This is a genomic window from Ruegeria sp. BF6 (assembly GCF_056538665.1).
In genome coordinates this window covers 835,238-848,974 of record NZ_JBQFTN010000001.1, presented here as the reverse complement: position 1 = coordinate 848,974, position 13,737 = coordinate 835,238, and the positions used below count along the sequence as shown (strand labels likewise).

Sequence of the window (13,737 nt, the reverse complement as noted above, 5' to 3'; positions counted from 1 at the left end):
CACAACGGCTTGAAACCTATCTGCTTTGCGGCGAAGGGAATGTTTCGAGTGCACACACAATTCAATGGGTGCTTCCGGTATGGGCTCGAAATGGACATTAAGATCCAAGCTTCACTACTGGCCGCCTGCACCACATACTGTGAAGGACCGGGTGAACGGCCCCTTATTTAGGGAGTGAGCAGTTTGCGATAGAGCGTGTCGATAAACGGTTCCGCGCCCTCGAACGGGTCCTCGTCGCCAAGAATTGCGCGAACCTGCACGTCGAAATCGGCGTAATGCTGGGTCAGCGCCCAGATCGAGAAGATCAGGTGATAGGGATGAACCTGCGCGATTTTGCCGTCGTCCATCCATTGCTTCAGGACCGCGGTCTTCTCATCCACCAGCTGTTTCAGATCCTGCGACAGCGCGTCGTGAATGCGCGGCGCACCCTGGACCAGTTCATTGGCGAACAGGCGGCTTTCACGTGGGAGCTCGCGGCTCATCTGTAGTTTGCGGTGGATGTAAGAGAGGATTTCCTGCATCGGGTCGCCATCCTCATCCAGATCGTGCAGCGGTGCGAGCCAGACGTCCAGCAGACCGGATAGCAAGGCAGTGTGAATCGCCTCTTTCGACGGGAAATAGTACAGCAGGTTTGGTTTGCTCAGCCCGGCTTCGGCCGCGATCTGATCAACGGTCGAGCCGCGAAACCCGTGTGCCGAGAACACATTCAGGGCGGCTTCCAGAATCGCTGCTCGGTTTTTCTTCTGAATTCTGGTTGGGGCGCGATCTTTGGGCATGTTTTCAGGTTGTCTCTTTTTCCGGCAAGCAGGCGCCGTTTATGCCAAAATTATCGACGGCGTCTCGCAATTTCTTGACTGATGACCAACCCGTGATAGCGTGAGTTTGACCAGATGGTCAAATCAAGACACCAAAAGCGAGCCAAATCGCAAACAACAGGGAAGAAGAAAATGGCAGCTCCGGCGCAGAATCTCAGGATCAATGGCGACAGGTTGTGGGACAGTCTGATGGAGATGGCCAAGATCGGCCCCGGCGTCGCGGGCGGCAACAATCGCCAGACTCTGACGGACGAGGATGGCGAGGGGCGCGCATTGTTTCTGAAATGGTGCGAGGACGCGGGCTGTGCCATGGGGCTGGACCAGATGGGAAACATGTTTGCCCGACGTGAGGGTGCTGATCCCGAGGCGCTGCCGGTCTATGTCGGCTCGCATCTGGACACACAGCCGACGGGCGGAAAGTATGACGGTGTGTTGGGCGTTCTGGGCGGGTTGGAAATTATCCGCACTTTGAACGATTTGGGGATCAAGACCAAACATCCGATTGTGGCGACCAACTGGACCAACGAAGAGGGCACGCGGTATGCGCCAGCGATGTTGTCCTCGGGCGTGTTTGCAGGTGTCCACACTCAGGATTGGGCCTATGACCGCGAGGATGCCGAGGGCAAGAAGTTCGGTGATGAGTTGCAGCGCATTGGCTGGCGCGGCGACGAAGAGGTCGGTGCCCGCAAGATGCACGCTTTTTTTGAATTGCACATCGAGCAGGGCCCCATCCTTGAGGCTGAAGGCAAGGACATCGGCGTTGTCACCCACGGTCAGGGCCTGAGCTGGACCCAGATCACAGTGACAGGCAAGGACGCCCATACCGGTTCAACCCCGATGCCGATGCGCAAGAATGCCGGTCTTGCGATGGCGCGGATTCTTGAGAAGGTGGATGAGATCGCGTGGTCACATGCACCCCATGCCGTGGGCGCCGCGGGGCACATTGATGTGTATCCGAACTCGCGCAATGTGATCCCGGGCAAGGTGGTATTCACGGTCGATTTCCGCTCACCCGAGCTGGACGTGATCACCGATATGGAGAACCGTCTGTGTGTCGCTGCTGAGAGCATCGTCGATGAGATGGGTCTGCAGATCGAGTTCGAGAAGGTCGGCGGTTTCGATCCGGTAGAATTCGATGCAGGTTGTGTGGCAGCCGTGCGCGATGCGGCCGAGCGGCTGGGCTATTCGCATACGGACATCATCTCGGGCGCGGGACATGATGCGTGCTGGATCAACCGCGTGGCACCGACTGCGATGGTGATGTGCCCCTGCGTGGATGGGCTGAGCCACAATGAGGCCGAGGAGATCAGCAAGGATTGGGCTGCGGCCGGCGCGGATGTTCTGTTTCATGCAGTCGTCGAGACGGCGGAAATCGTAGAATAGGGTCACCGTCCCCGTCGCCGACTGGGCGACTCCCCCGGGATGCTAATGGCCAGATAAAGCAAGCGGCACAGACCGCAACAGGGAGATTAAGATGAGCACTGTTATCAAGAACGGGACCGTCGTGACCGCCGATCTGTCTTACAAGGCGGATGTTTTGGTGGAAGGTGGGGTGATCACCGAGATCGGAATGGACCTGAAAGGTGACAAGGAACTGGATGCGACCGGGTGTTATGTGATGCCCGGCGGGATCGACCCGCACACCCATCTGGAAATGCCGTTCATGGGTACCTATTCCAGCGATGATTTCGAAAGCGGCACACGCGCGGCATTGGCCGGGGGCACTACGATGGTGGTGGACTTCGCGCTGCCGAACCCCGGTGAGGGCCTGTTGGATGCCTTGAAGCGCTGGGATAATAAGTCGACGCGGGCGAATTGTGACTACTCCTTCCACATGGCAGTGACCTGGTGGGGTGAGCAGGTCTTCGACGACATCAAGACAGTGATCGAGACGCGCGGCATCAACACCTTCAAGCACTTCATGGCCTACAAAGGCGCGTTGATGGTGAATGACGACGAACTTTTTGCCTCGTTCAAGCGACTAGCCGAGTTGGGTGGTATCGCCATGGTGCACGCCGAAAATGGCGACGTCGTAGCCGAGTTGCAGGCCAAGCTGATGGCCGAAGGCAACACCGGCCCCGAAGCGCACGCCTATTCGCGTCCGCCGCAGGTGGAAGGTGAGGCTACCAACCGCGCCATCATGATCGCCGATATGGCGGGTGTGCCGCTCTATGTGGTGCACACCTCCTGCGAAGAGGCGCATGAGGCCATTCGCCGGGCCAAGATGCAGGGTAAGCGCGTGTGGGGGGAACCTCTGATCCAGCACCTGACATTGGATGAGAGCGAGTATTTCCATCAGGACTGGGACCACGCGGCGCGGCGGGTCATGAGTCCTCCGTTCCGGAATAAGCAGCATCAGGATAGCCTGTGGAACGGTCTGCATTCCGGCACGCTGAGTGTTGTGGCGACCGACCATTGCGCCTTTACAACTGAGCAAAAACGCTATGGCGTGGGTGATTTCACCAAGATTCCGAATGGCACTGGCGGTTTGGAAGACCGGATGCCGATGCTGTGGACCCATGGGGTGAACACCGGGCGTCTGACGATGAACGAGTTCGTAGCAGTAACGTCAACCAACATCGCCAAGATCATGAATTGCTACCCGAAAAAAGGTGCGATCCTTGTTGGGGCTGATGCGGATATCGTAGTGTGGGACCCTGAAAAGACCAAGACGATCAGTGCGGACACGCAGCAATCCTCGATCGACTACAACGTGTTCGAGGGTAAAGAGGTCAAAGGTCTGCCGCGCTTTACCCTGACACGCGGTCAGGTGGCGGTGCATGACGGCGAAATCCGCACTCAGGAAGGGCATGGTGATTTTGTGGCCCGTGAGCCAAACGGTCACGTGAACAAGGCGCTGAGCACCTGGAAAGAGCTGACCGCGCCGAGGCCGGTCGAGCGGACGGGTATCCCGGCGACGGGCGTCTGATTGTGCGCGGGCCGTCGTCTGAGCGGTCCAAAGCCTAACCTTTTCAAGGCAATGGAATGAATACTGAAAGCACTACCCAGCCCGTGATCGAGGCAAGGCAACTGGATCTTACTTTCCAAACCAATGACGGACCGGTTCACGCGTTGAAAGACGTGAATCTGACAATCGACAAGGGCGAGTTCGTCAGCTTTATCGGCCCCTCGGGCTGCGGCAAAACCACCTTTTTGCGCTGTATCGCGGCGCTGGAGACACCGACAGGCGGCGCCCTGACCGTCAACGGTATGACCCCGGATGAGGCACGGCGGAACCGGGCTTATGGGTACGTTTTTCAGGCGGCTGGCCTGTACCCTTGGCGCACGATTTCCAAGAATGTCAAATTACCGCTTGAGATCATGGGCTATTCTGCGGCCGAGCAGGAAGAGCGGGTAAAGAAGGTCCTGGAACTCGTTGACCTTGAAGGGTTTGGCGGCAAGTTTCCATGGCAGCTGTCGGGCGGGATGCAGCAACGCGCAAGTATTGCCCGGGCGTTGGCCTTTGATGCCGATATCCTGCTGATGGACGAACCTTTCGGCGCTCTGGACGAAATCGTGCGCGACCACCTGAATGAACAGCTTCTGGCACTTTGGGCACGGACTGAAAAGACCATCGGTTTCGTAACGCACTCCATCCCCGAGGCGGTGTATCTCAGCACCAAGATCGTAGTCATGAGCCCGCGTCCGGGGCGGATTACGGATGTGATCGACAGCCCTCTGCCGAAAGAGCGTCCTTTGGATATCCGCGATACTCCAGAGTTTATCGAAGTAGCCCATCGCGTGCGCGAGGGCTTGCGGGCGGGGCATTCGGATGACTAGCGCAGGGATCAGAGCTGTCTGGGCCGTCTTGACCGTTGTGGCCGTCATTATCCTGTTCTGGTACGCCGCCAGCGTGCCGATGAATATCAAGGGCGTTCTGAACGAATTCGAACGAGCAGGTGAGCAGGTCGATCCACCCAAGGCGGTTGATCGGCGCGACATGAGCGAGTTTGAGCTGGTCATCGACAACCCTTACGCCATCGACGAAACTTGGGAGCAGGACCGACCTCGTCTGCCCGCTCCGCATCAGGTGGCTGAGGAGTTGTGGGACACAACAGTCGAGAAGAAGATCACCTCGAAGAGGTCTTTGATCTATCATTCTTGGGTAACACTCAGCGCGACGATGCTGGGCTTTGCGATTGGTACCGGGTTGGGCATCCTGTTGGCCGTCGGGATCGTGCACAGCCGGGTAATGGATCTTTCGGTTATGCCTTGGGCCATTGTCAGCCAGACCATTCCAATCATCGCTTTGGCGCCGATGATCATCGTGGTTTTGTATTCGGTCGGCATTCAAGGGATCATCCCCAAAGCGATCATCTCGGCCTATCTGAGTTTCTTCCCGGTCGTGGTCGGCATGGTCAAAGGCCTGCGCAGCCCGGATGCGATGCAGCTGGACCTGTTGCGCACCTATAATGCCAGTAGGTCGCAAGGGTTCTGGAAGCTGCGCTTGCCGGCGTCGATGCCGTACCTGTTCACCTCGCTGAAGATTGGCATCGCGGCCTCTCTGGTCGGGGCCATCGTTGGTGAGTTGCCGACGGGTGCGGTTGCTGGATTGGGAGCGCGCCTGCTGGCGGGCAGCTATTACGGTCAGACGGTGCAAATCTGGTCGGCCTTGTTTGCCGCAGCCATTTTGGCGGCCTGTCTGGTCGGATTGCTGGGATTAATTGAGCGGATGGTTCTCAAGCGGATGGGGATGGCGCAATGATCCTTGTTTTCTGTGGAATCCTATTGTGGCTGTTCGGCTGGTGGATGAATGGGCGTCTGGCCAGCGGTCCTTATGCCGATACGCGGATGGTGCGGTTCGTGGCACCGCTGGTATTCGGTCTGACCGTGATCGGCATTTGGGAACTGGTGGTGCGCGGGCTTGAAGTGCCGTTGGTCATCTTGCCAGCCCCCTCGGTGATCGCGGTGCGCTTTGGTGGCAGTCTGCCAGTCCTTTGGGCCGACTTCGTGCAGACCATCATCAAAGGCGCGCTCAGTGGCTACATCATTGGCTGCGGAGCGGCTTTTTTGATGGCGATTGCCGTAGACCGCTGGGATTTCCTGCGCCTTGGGTTGCTGCCGGTCGGGAACTTCGTAGCGGCGCTGCCGATTGTGGGCACGGCGCCCATTCTGGTGATGTGGTTCGGATTCGACTGGCACTCCAAGGCTGCCGTGGTCGTGGTGATGGTTTTCTTCCCGATGCTGGTGAACACCGTGGCGGGGTTGAGAGAGGCTACGGCCATGCAACGCGACCTGATGGAGACCTATGCGGCGACCTATTGGCAGAGCTTTATGAAACTCCGTCTACCAGCCGCGATGCCGTTTATTTTCAATGGCCTAAAGATTTCTACCACTCTGGCCCTGATCGGCGCTATCGTGGCCGAGTTCTTTGGTTCGCCAACCCTGGGTATGGGGTTCCGGATCTCAACCAGTGTCGGGCAACTCTCGCTGGATATGGTTTGGGCCGAGATCGTCGTGGCCGCATTGGCTGGGACGGCGTTCTATGGGGTTGTCGCAATGATCGAAAAGGCGGTGACCTTTTGGCACCCGTCACAACGCGGATAACAAGACTTCAACAGACCCCGAAAACGGGGCACCAACAACAACTAGGAGATATGAAGATGAACAAGCTACTCAGCGGGGCGGTCGCCGCTTTCAGTCTGGCAGCCAGCGCGGCGCTTGCGGCGGATGAGGTGACCTTGCAGCTCAAATGGGTCACGCAGGCACAGTTTGCGGGCTATTACGTGGCTAAGGACAAGGGGTTCTACGAAGAAGAGGGGCTGGACGTTACCATTTTGCCGGGTGGCCCCGACATTGCCCCGACGCAGGTGATCGCGGGTGGCGGCGCCGACGTGACTGTTGAGTGGATGCCTGCCGCTCTGGCCGCGCGCGAAAAGGGTCTGCCGCTGGTCAACATCGCGCAGCCGTTCAAAAGCTCAGGCATGATGCTGACCTGCTGGAAAGACGCCGGGATCTCCTCACCCGAGGATCTGAAGAACCGCACGCTGGGCGTTTGGTTCTTTGGCAACGAATTTCCCTTCATGAGCTGGATGAGCCAGCTGGGTATCGACACCGGTGGCAAAAGCGAAAGCGGTGTCGAGGTTCTAAAACAGGGCTTCAACGTTGACCCGCTGCTGCAGCGTCAGGCCGATTGTATCAGCACCATGACCTATAACGAGTACTGGCAGGTAATCGACGCTGGCGTCAGCCCGGACGAACTGGTGACCTTCAAATATGAAGATCAGGGCGTCGCCACGCTGGAAGACGGTCTGTATGTTTTGGAAGAAAACCTCAGCGACGCAGCTTTCGCTGACAAGATGGAGCGCTTTGTTCGCGCTTCGATGAAAGGCTGGAAATATGCCGAGGAACACCCGGACGAGGCCGCCGATATCGTGCTGGAGAATGATGCCACCGGTGCCCAGACCGAAGAGCATCAGAAGCGCATGATGGGCGAGATCGCCAAGCTGACCGCCGGTTCGAACGGTGCGCTGGACCCGGCGGATTTCGAACGCACCGTGGGCACTCTGCTGGCTGGCGGGTCCGATCCGGTGATCACCAAGCAACCCGAGGGTGCCTGGACGCATCAGATCACGGATGCTGCTCTGAATTAATCCAGCCCCAATCCGGAAACATGCGCGGTCCCAATCGGGGCCGCGTTTTCTTTTTCAGATGTCGGAATCGTGTCTGTACTTGGTGCGTAGGCAGGTTAGTATTATCCTGAAATCAGGTGCAATTCATACGATTTGTCGAAATACAGGAATAAAATGCAGGGATTTGCATTAGAATTCAGTTCAGCCTTGTCTTTGATCCTCCAAGGGGATGCAGAGCTGTGGGCGATTGTGCTGTTGTCCTTGAAAGTTTCAATCTTTGCGGTCCTGATTTCGGCTCTGATTGGTATGCCCGTGGGGGCCGCGCTGGCAGTCGCGCGTTTTCCGGGGCGGCGAGCGCTGATAGTGCTGATGAACGCCTTGATGGGGTTCCCGCCGGTTGTTGTGGGTTTGCTGGTCTATCTGATGCTGTCGCGCACGGGGCCGTTAGGTGTTCTTGAGCTGCTTTACACGCCGACCGCGATGATCATAGCGCAGGTGGTTCTTGTCACGCCAATCATCGCGGCGCTGACCCGGCAAGTGGTCGAGATGCTGGCCGAGGAGTACTCGGAACAGCTGCGTTCGCTGGGCGTGTCCCGGCTGGCCTCGGTACCGGTGCTGCTGTGGGATGCGCGGTTGGCGCTGGTGACTGCACTGCTTGCCGGGTTTGGCCGCGCGATTGCCGAGGTCGGGGCGGTAATCATCGTCGGCGGCAATATCAACCATGTGACCCGGGTGATGACCACCACCATCGCTCTTGAGACATCCAAGGGCAATCTGGCGCTGGCATTGGCGCTTGGCGCCATCCTGATTGGAATTGCCGTAGCGGTTAACGCCATAGTCAGCTCGCTTAGCCTGCGGGCCGAGCAGGAGGGTTTGCGCCATGCGTGATCTGGTTTCGGAAATGGCTAGCTGCCTGTCGGTGGATGGAGTGCGGATCACCCGCAAAGGCAAGGTACTGCTGGACGTGCCGCACCTGGCGCTTGATGGGCCGGGGCCGACCCTGATCCTTGGGCCGAACGGGTCCGGTAAAAGTCTTCTGCTGCGTTGCCTGCACGGGCTGATCGTGCCTGACCGCGGGCAGGTCAGACAGGATGAGGTGGCCCTGAACGCCGAACACAAGGCGCGGCAGGCGATGGTTTTTCAACAACCCGTGTTGTTGCGCAGGTCGGTTGCGGCCAATCTGGACTTTGTTTTAAAGCGGCAAGGTCTGCCCCGAAGCGACCGTAAAGCCCGTATCGAAGAGCTGCTGGCCGAAGGTGGGCTGGACGGTAAAGCCCGGCAATCAGCGCGGTCCCTTTCCGGGGGCGAGGCACAGCGGCTGGCCATCTTGCGCGCCCTTGCATTGGATCCTGAAACGCTGTTCCTGGACGAACCCACCAGCGCGCTGGATCCAAACGCGACGCAGATGATCGAACAGATGGTCCTGCGCGCCTCGACCTGCGGAGTGCGCATCGTTATGGTCACACATGACATCGGGCAGGCTCGGCGGTTGGCCGCCGATATCGTAATGATGCAGGGTGGCCATGTGGTTGAACATGGGGCAGCCAAACAGATACTTGATACCCCTGAAAGCGACGCCTCACGCCGGTATTTGGCTGGTGGGCTGGTGACTTAATCAAAAAAATATGGAGATCGAAATGATCCGGAATATTGTTCGGGCAGCATTGGTAACTATTGGCCTGACCGCAACGTCAGTCAGCGCCGAAGAACCGTTTATCGTCGTGCAATCGACAACATCGACCCAGAACTCGGGCCTGTTGGATTACATCCTGCCGGGGTTTGAGGCCGAGACAGGCATCGACGTACGTGTCGTTGCGGTTGGCACCGGTCAGGCGATCCGAAACGCGGTCAACGGCGATGGTGATGTGTTGCTGGTGCACGCAAAACAGGCCGAGGAGCAGTTCGTTGCTGATGGTTGGGGCGTTGAGCGGTTTGACGTGATGTACAACGATTTTGTCCTCGTCGGGCCAACATCGGACCCTGCCAAGGTGAAAGGTGGCACAGATATCGTAGCGGCTCTGAGTGCCGTGGCCGAGGCCGAGGTGCCATTTGCGTCACGTGGTGATGATAGCGGAACCCACAAGGCCGAGATGCGCTTGTGGGGAGTAGCGGAAACTGATCCGACCAAGGCCTCGGGCGAGTGGTATCGTGAGACGGGCTCGGGTATGGGCGCGACCTTGAATGTGGCCAGCGGGATGGACGCCTATGTCCTGACAGATCGTGCGACTTGGCAGTCCTTTGGGAATAAAGGCAACCTTGAGGTTCTGGTAGAAGGTGATCCGCGCTTGTTCAATCAGTATGGCATTATCCTTGTGAACCCAGAAAAGCACCCGCGCGTGCGGGCGGCCGCCGGGCAGAGGTTCATCGACTGGCTGATCGGCCCGGACGGGCAGGCGGCAATAGAGTCATACCAGTTTGATGGTGAGCAGCTGTTCTTTCCCAACGCCAAGTGACCGAGGCTAACCGCTTGCGCCATTGTGGTGGACCGTGCCCAGACCGGACAGATCATACCCACCGAATTCGGTGGCGCGGGTAGTAAAGCGGTCCGATTGCACGAACCCAAGCAGTTTGAGCATCGGGTCTTCGAAATAGGCCCGCCGCCAGATCGCAAGGTCCAGGCGTTCGGAATGGGTTGGGGTAAAATTCAGATCATAGAAACCCGCCAATGCGCCCAGGCCGAACCCGACCTCGGCCTTGCTGTCATGCAGGGCTATGGCCAATTCCTCTTCGGTGCGGGCGCACGTGGGCAGGGCGTCCAGATCCTCGCGCGACAGGCCATGGATCTCGAGTTGTGTGTCGAACAGCCGTTGGCTTGCGGCACTGTCCTGACGCAGGATCACTCGGCGACCCTTCAGGTCTGCAAAGCCAGAGATACCGGTCACACCGGGGGCCAGCAGCAACCCGCGCTGTCTGTGTGCTATCTCGTACAGAACAACCGGGGCTTCACCCAGCGTGTCACGCAGGGCTTGTGTGTTGAACCCGTCGTCTTCGTGTATATGCAATGCGGCGGCTTGTGCGCTGCGATCCTTCAGGCGATTCAGGCCATCGAACGAACCGTCGTAATAGGTGGCCAGTCCCGAACCGCTTTCGCGCAAGGCCCAGTCAAGCAGCGGATCGTGGCTACCGGCGACAATAGGGGGCAGGGGCGGTTCGGCCACCTGTGGTCCGGATCGAGAGGCGTTCAGCCACGCGATGACCTCGGCCCGGGGAAACAACAGTTTGCCCATGGCGCGGACGCAGGGCACCTCTCCGGAGGAAGCCAGATCATAAGCCTTGCGCTCGCCAATGCGCAGCAGGTCGGCCAGTTCTTTGGTCGTCAGATATTCGGACATTCAGTCGAGCCGCACCGCCGCACCAGAGCCCGCGTCAGCAGCGCTGAACCCGACCTGTTGCAATGTGAAGGGCGCGGCGACGGTGATTACGACCATTGCGGCCACAGCGGCAAGAAAGGCTTTCATTGGTCTCCTCCGGTTCCGTTTTCCGGTGCTGTCGCACGGCGCAGAAAAGTGATCAGGTCGTCCCGGTCGCTGGCCTGCGTGATCCGCTGCATCGGCATCTTTGACCCCGGTATGTAGTGGTCTGGCCCCTGATGGAAAAGGGCGTTTATCGTTTCGTCATTCCAAATGATATCAGAGTCTTGCAGCGTGTCCGAGTAGAAATATCCCGGCAGCGTGCCAGCCTTGCGGCCAAAGATGCCATGCAGGGTTGGACCCGCGCGCCGTTGCCCGTCGGGCGTCAGGCTGTGGCAGATCGAGCATTTGCGGGCGAACTGTCGCTCTCCGTTGCTCATCTCATCAGGGTTTTTCAGAAAGCTGGGTTCGGCGGCGGCCATCTGCGTCTGGTCGCCAAGCGCGGTGACGGGCCAACTGTACATCGCCTCATCAAGACCGCCTGCGTGCAGGTTCTGGCCGTCGGGCGAAAAGGCCAGCGCCCAGACTGGCCCGCGCAGGGTGGCGCGGAAATCCTGCGCGATACGCCATTCGGCGGTGTCGATCACCATGATGTAGCCCTGACCATCGCCCACAGCCAACAGGCTGCGATCTGGGTTCAGCGCCAGGGCCAGAATAGGGCGGCGGTCGAGCGTAAAGTCGCGCACGTCTCCGGTAATCAGGTCCAGAATGCGCGTGACGCCATCCACGGCGCCATAAGCGATCCAGTTGTCTTGGTCGTTCAGAACCAGTTCGTTGATACCAAACCCATGTTCGACCAGTCGCTGGATTTCCTGCCCGGTGGCTACATCCCAGGCCCTCAGCGTTCCGTCCATGTCTGCCGAATACAGCGTCGCGCCATCCGGCGAGAACGTCACGGCGTTCACGCCGCTGTCCGCCTCAAGCACTTTCGGGGCCGATCCATCCTCGGGCCACAGACCAATCGTACCGTCCCAGCTGGCAGTAGCCACGTGTGTTTTCGAGGCCGCAAGCCCCACGATCTTGCCCTTGTGCTGGCCGACAATCTCTCCGCCCGGCCAGCGGCGCAGAGTGAAGTCATCTCCGGCAGAATAGATCGCGCGCCCGTTGAAGGCGACAGAGTTGACGGCGGCCTCGTGCCCCTCCAGCCATTCGGGCGTGCGGTCCGACCAAAGACCAACGGAATTGTCGAAACTGGCCGTGGCGATCCGCCCGTCGGGCGCAGCGGCGATCCCCATGATCGGCCCGCCGTGGCCCTTGAGCGTGAAAAACTCGGCCAAGGCGGGCAGGGGAACCAGCGCCAGTGCCAGAGCCAGCCAGCGCATCTATTCGGCGGGTGAGGCCGCAGCCTTGCCAGCCTCTTTTTCCTGCACCTCTTCCAGCCACAGCGAGTGATGCTCGCGCGCCCATTGCTCTTCGACCTCGCCCGAGCCCATCGCATCGAACGCGCCTTCCATGCCGACCGAGCCGAGGTAGATATGGGCGATGATGATGGCGATGAATACATAGGCGACCATCACGTGCCACACCTGTGCATACTGCATCTCTTCTTGTGGTGACATCTGCGTTGGCAGGTTCAGACCCAGCATCTGAGGAATACCGGTGGAGTTGGCGATCTCGAAAGTCTTGGCAAACATAGGCAGCTCGAACGGGAAGAGCAGAGACAGGCCCGACAGGCTGATCGAAACGCCCAGCAGGATGCACGCCCAGAAGATAACCTTTTGGCCCGCGTTGAATTTCCTGGCAGGCGGGTGGCTGCCCTTGGTGAACAAGCCTCCCCCGGCTGCCAGCCATTTCAGGTCAGTCCGGTTGGGGATGTTATGGGCGATCCAGTTCACGGTGACGATGATCAGTCCCAGCATAAAGGACCAGGCCAAATTGTTGTGCAGCCATTTGCAGCCTTGTGCGATGGTCGCGAAACCTTCTTTCCCGAAGATCGGGATCAGGAAATCCCGGCCATAGAGGGTCAGCAGTCCAGTTACCCCAAGCACCAGGAAAGATCCGGCGAACAGCCAGTGTCCGAAGCGTTCAAGGCCATTGAAACGGGTGACTGTGCGGCCGGTCTTTTCTCCGTCTATGCGAATTTTCCCGCGGATCAGGAAGAACAAAGCGATGATGGCGATCATCCCGCCAAGAATATAGGTTCCATATTCACGCAGCGGCCCAGTGCGGAAGTTCAGCCACCACATACCGCCATCCTGAATCAGAACCCCCGCTGCGGGTCCTTTGGACGAAACGGTGGTATCGGCCGAGCCATAACGTATGGCGCGGTAAACATCGCTGTCAGAGGCCACGCCGCGTGTACCCAGTTGCCCTAAAAGGCCCTCGGCATTCCCCTGTCCGGTGTTATCCGAGCGGTAGCTATTGTCGACCTTTTCACCCCGTTGGCGGGCCAGAATGTCTTCCAAAGTGGTTGCGCCGCCGGTCGTGCTGCGGTCAGATTCCTGAGGGATGTCCACATTTTCCTGAGCCCAGGCGAAACTTGCAAGAAAAAGGGGGATCAGCAGCATTTGGATCAGGCGCATCTGTCGAATCTCCTGTGTCGTTCGTGTTTACCGGTCAAAGCCGCCGACTTGCTTGTGAAAAGTCGCACCAACGGGTGTAAGCGCTGCGCGCAGGTCTTCTTTTGCGGGTCCGTAAACGTCTAACTGGGTCGGTGTTAGAATTGCTAGAAAACGATCGGCGAAATTTGCCCCGAAGTTCTGCATATGGATCATCGCGTCATCGGAACTGGCGTAACGTTCAAAGATGTGAACAGCCGATCCGCTGCGATGCCATTCATAGGATTTTGCGCCGCTTTCCTTCAGTGTTGCCTCTACCATTTCAGCCATCAGCGCATCGAATGTGACATCCTGATTTGCCTGCAGGTCGAGTTTCAGCAACCAATAAACATCTGAAGTCATAGAAGGTTCCTCTCGGACACGTCACGCCTACATATGCTCG

At 58.7% G+C, this 13,737-nt stretch carries 15 protein-coding genes; 9 read left to right on the top strand and 6 right to left on the bottom strand.

Annotation, left to right across the window (positions count from 1 at the left end; genetic code table 11):
• Positions 1–167 precede the first annotated feature (167 nt).
• The gene (locus ACR0IM_RS04260; RefSeq protein ID WP_480589689.1) at positions 168–776 is read right to left on the bottom strand and encodes a TetR family transcriptional regulator C-terminal domain-containing protein; all 609 of its coding nucleotides are present in this window, start codon (positions 774–776) and stop codon (positions 168–170) included.
• A gap of 171 nt (positions 777–947) precedes the next feature.
• On the opposite strand from ACR0IM_RS04260, the gene ACR0IM_RS04255 reads away from it, so the two are divergent.
• From ACR0IM_RS04255 to ACR0IM_RS04215, 9 genes are all read left to right on the top strand, one after another.
• Positions 948–2,198 (top strand): Zn-dependent hydrolase, encoded by a 1,251-nt coding sequence (locus tag ACR0IM_RS04255; RefSeq protein ID WP_480680929.1) that lies wholly within the window; start codon positions 948–950, stop codon positions 2,196–2,198.
• 91 nt (positions 2,199–2,289) lie between these two features.
• A complete protein-coding gene (hydA, locus tag ACR0IM_RS04250) occupies positions 2,290–3,744 on the top strand; it encodes a dihydropyrimidinase (RefSeq protein ID WP_480640609.1) in 1,455 nt (484 codons plus the stop codon).
• A 56-nt stretch (positions 3,745–3,800) separates the two neighbouring features.
• Positions 3,801–4,595, top strand: a complete 795-nt coding sequence (locus tag ACR0IM_RS04245; protein ID WP_480589692.1) for an ABC transporter ATP-binding protein — start codon at positions 3,801–3,803, stop codon at positions 4,593–4,595.
• Positions 4,588–5,520: an ABC transporter permease gene (locus ACR0IM_RS04240; protein WP_480680928.1), complete on the top strand. Its 933-nt coding sequence runs from the start codon at positions 4,588–4,590 to the stop codon at positions 5,518–5,520. Before ACR0IM_RS04245 ends, ACR0IM_RS04240 begins: the two co-directional genes overlap by 8 nt.
• The gene (locus tag ACR0IM_RS04235; protein ID WP_480589694.1) at positions 5,517–6,362 is read left to right on the top strand and encodes an ABC transporter permease; all 846 of its coding nucleotides are present in this window, start codon (positions 5,517–5,519) and stop codon (positions 6,360–6,362) included. Before ACR0IM_RS04240 ends, ACR0IM_RS04235 begins: the two co-directional genes overlap by 4 nt.
• Positions 6,363–6,418: 56 nt before the next feature.
• A complete protein-coding gene (locus ACR0IM_RS04230) occupies positions 6,419–7,408 on the top strand; it encodes an ABC transporter substrate-binding protein (protein WP_480589695.1) in 990 nt (329 codons plus the stop codon).
• A 153-nt stretch (positions 7,409–7,561) separates the two neighbouring features.
• Positions 7,562–8,275 carry an ABC transporter permease gene (locus tag ACR0IM_RS04225; protein ID WP_480680927.1) on the top strand — a complete coding sequence of 238 codons (714 nt, stop codon included), beginning with the start codon at positions 7,562–7,564 and terminating at the stop codon, positions 8,273–8,275.
• Positions 8,268–9,002, top strand: coding sequence for an ATP-binding cassette domain-containing protein (locus ACR0IM_RS04220; protein WP_480589697.1), 735 nt, complete (start codon positions 8,268–8,270; stop codon positions 9,000–9,002). The genes ACR0IM_RS04225 and ACR0IM_RS04220 overlap by 8 nt, the downstream gene beginning before the upstream one ends.
• Before the next feature lie 22 nt (positions 9,003–9,024).
• Complete coding sequence (locus ACR0IM_RS04215; protein ID WP_480680926.1) at positions 9,025–9,840, top strand: ABC transporter substrate-binding protein; 816 nt, start codon at positions 9,025–9,027, stop codon at positions 9,838–9,840.
• Positions 9,841–9,846: 6 nt separating this feature from the next.
• On the opposite strand, the gene ACR0IM_RS04210 is transcribed toward ACR0IM_RS04215, so the two are convergent.
• From ACR0IM_RS04210 to ACR0IM_RS04190, 5 genes are read right to left on the bottom strand one after another with little or no spacing between them, the layout of a single operon-like run.
• Entirely contained in the window at positions 9,847–10,719 is an 873-nt protein-coding gene (locus tag ACR0IM_RS04210) for a substrate-binding domain-containing protein (RefSeq protein ID WP_480680925.1), read from the bottom strand.
• Positions 10,720–10,845 carry a hypothetical protein gene (locus ACR0IM_RS04205; protein ID WP_480680924.1) on the bottom strand — a complete coding sequence of 42 codons (126 nt, stop codon included), beginning with the start codon at positions 10,843–10,845 and terminating at the stop codon, positions 10,720–10,722. It abuts the gene before it with no gap.
• Complete coding sequence (locus ACR0IM_RS04200; RefSeq protein ID WP_480589700.1) at positions 10,842–12,119, bottom strand: c-type cytochrome; 1,278 nt, start codon at positions 12,117–12,119, stop codon at positions 10,842–10,844. Before ACR0IM_RS04200 ends, ACR0IM_RS04205 begins: the two co-directional genes overlap by 4 nt.
• Positions 12,120–13,319 (bottom strand): formate dehydrogenase subunit gamma, encoded by a 1,200-nt coding sequence (locus ACR0IM_RS04195; protein ID WP_480589701.1) that lies wholly within the window; start codon positions 13,317–13,319, stop codon positions 12,120–12,122.
• 27 nt (positions 13,320–13,346) lie between these two features.
• Entirely contained in the window at positions 13,347–13,697 is a 351-nt protein-coding gene (locus tag ACR0IM_RS04190) for a putative quinol monooxygenase (RefSeq protein WP_480680922.1), read from the bottom strand.
• Between the last annotated feature and the right edge of the window lie 40 nt (positions 13,698–13,737).

Bases quoted from the DNA above. Each gene is read 5' to 3' on its own strand.
- ACR0IM_RS04260 (WP_480589689.1), bottom strand. From the start codon at position 776: ATGCCCAAAGATCGCGCCCCAACCAGAATTCAGAAGAAAAACCGAGCA.
- ACR0IM_RS04255 (WP_480680929.1), top strand. From the start codon at position 948: ATGGCAGCTCCGGCGCAGAATCTCAGGATCAATGGCGACAGGTTGTGG.
- hydA (WP_480640609.1), top strand. From the start codon at position 2,290: ATGAGCACTGTTATCAAGAACGGGACCGTCGTGACCGCCGATCTGTCT.
- ACR0IM_RS04245 (WP_480589692.1), top strand. From the start codon at position 3,801: ATGAATACTGAAAGCACTACCCAGCCCGTGATCGAGGCAAGGCAACTG.
- ACR0IM_RS04240 (WP_480680928.1), top strand. From the start codon at position 4,588: ATGACTAGCGCAGGGATCAGAGCTGTCTGGGCCGTCTTGACCGTTGTG.
- ACR0IM_RS04235 (WP_480589694.1), top strand. From the start codon at position 5,517: ATGATCCTTGTTTTCTGTGGAATCCTATTGTGGCTGTTCGGCTGGTGG.
- ACR0IM_RS04230 (WP_480589695.1), top strand. From the start codon at position 6,419: ATGAACAAGCTACTCAGCGGGGCGGTCGCCGCTTTCAGTCTGGCAGCC.
- ACR0IM_RS04225 (WP_480680927.1), top strand. From the start codon at position 7,562: ATGCAGGGATTTGCATTAGAATTCAGTTCAGCCTTGTCTTTGATCCTC.
- ACR0IM_RS04220 (WP_480589697.1), top strand. From the start codon at position 8,268: ATGCGTGATCTGGTTTCGGAAATGGCTAGCTGCCTGTCGGTGGATGGA.
- ACR0IM_RS04215 (WP_480680926.1), top strand. From the start codon at position 9,025: ATGATCCGGAATATTGTTCGGGCAGCATTGGTAACTATTGGCCTGACC.
- ACR0IM_RS04210 (WP_480680925.1), bottom strand. From the start codon at position 10,719: ATGTCCGAATATCTGACGACCAAAGAACTGGCCGACCTGCTGCGCATT.
- ACR0IM_RS04205 (WP_480680924.1), bottom strand. From the start codon at position 10,845: ATGAAAGCCTTTCTTGCCGCTGTGGCCGCAATGGTCGTAATCACCGTC.
- ACR0IM_RS04200 (WP_480589700.1), bottom strand. From the start codon at position 12,119: ATGCGCTGGCTGGCTCTGGCACTGGCGCTGGTTCCCCTGCCCGCCTTG.
- ACR0IM_RS04195 (WP_480589701.1), bottom strand. From the start codon at position 13,319: ATGCGCCTGATCCAAATGCTGCTGATCCCCCTTTTTCTTGCAAGTTTC.
- ACR0IM_RS04190 (WP_480680922.1), bottom strand. From the start codon at position 13,697: ATGACTTCAGATGTTTATTGGTTGCTGAAACTCGACCTGCAGGCAAAT.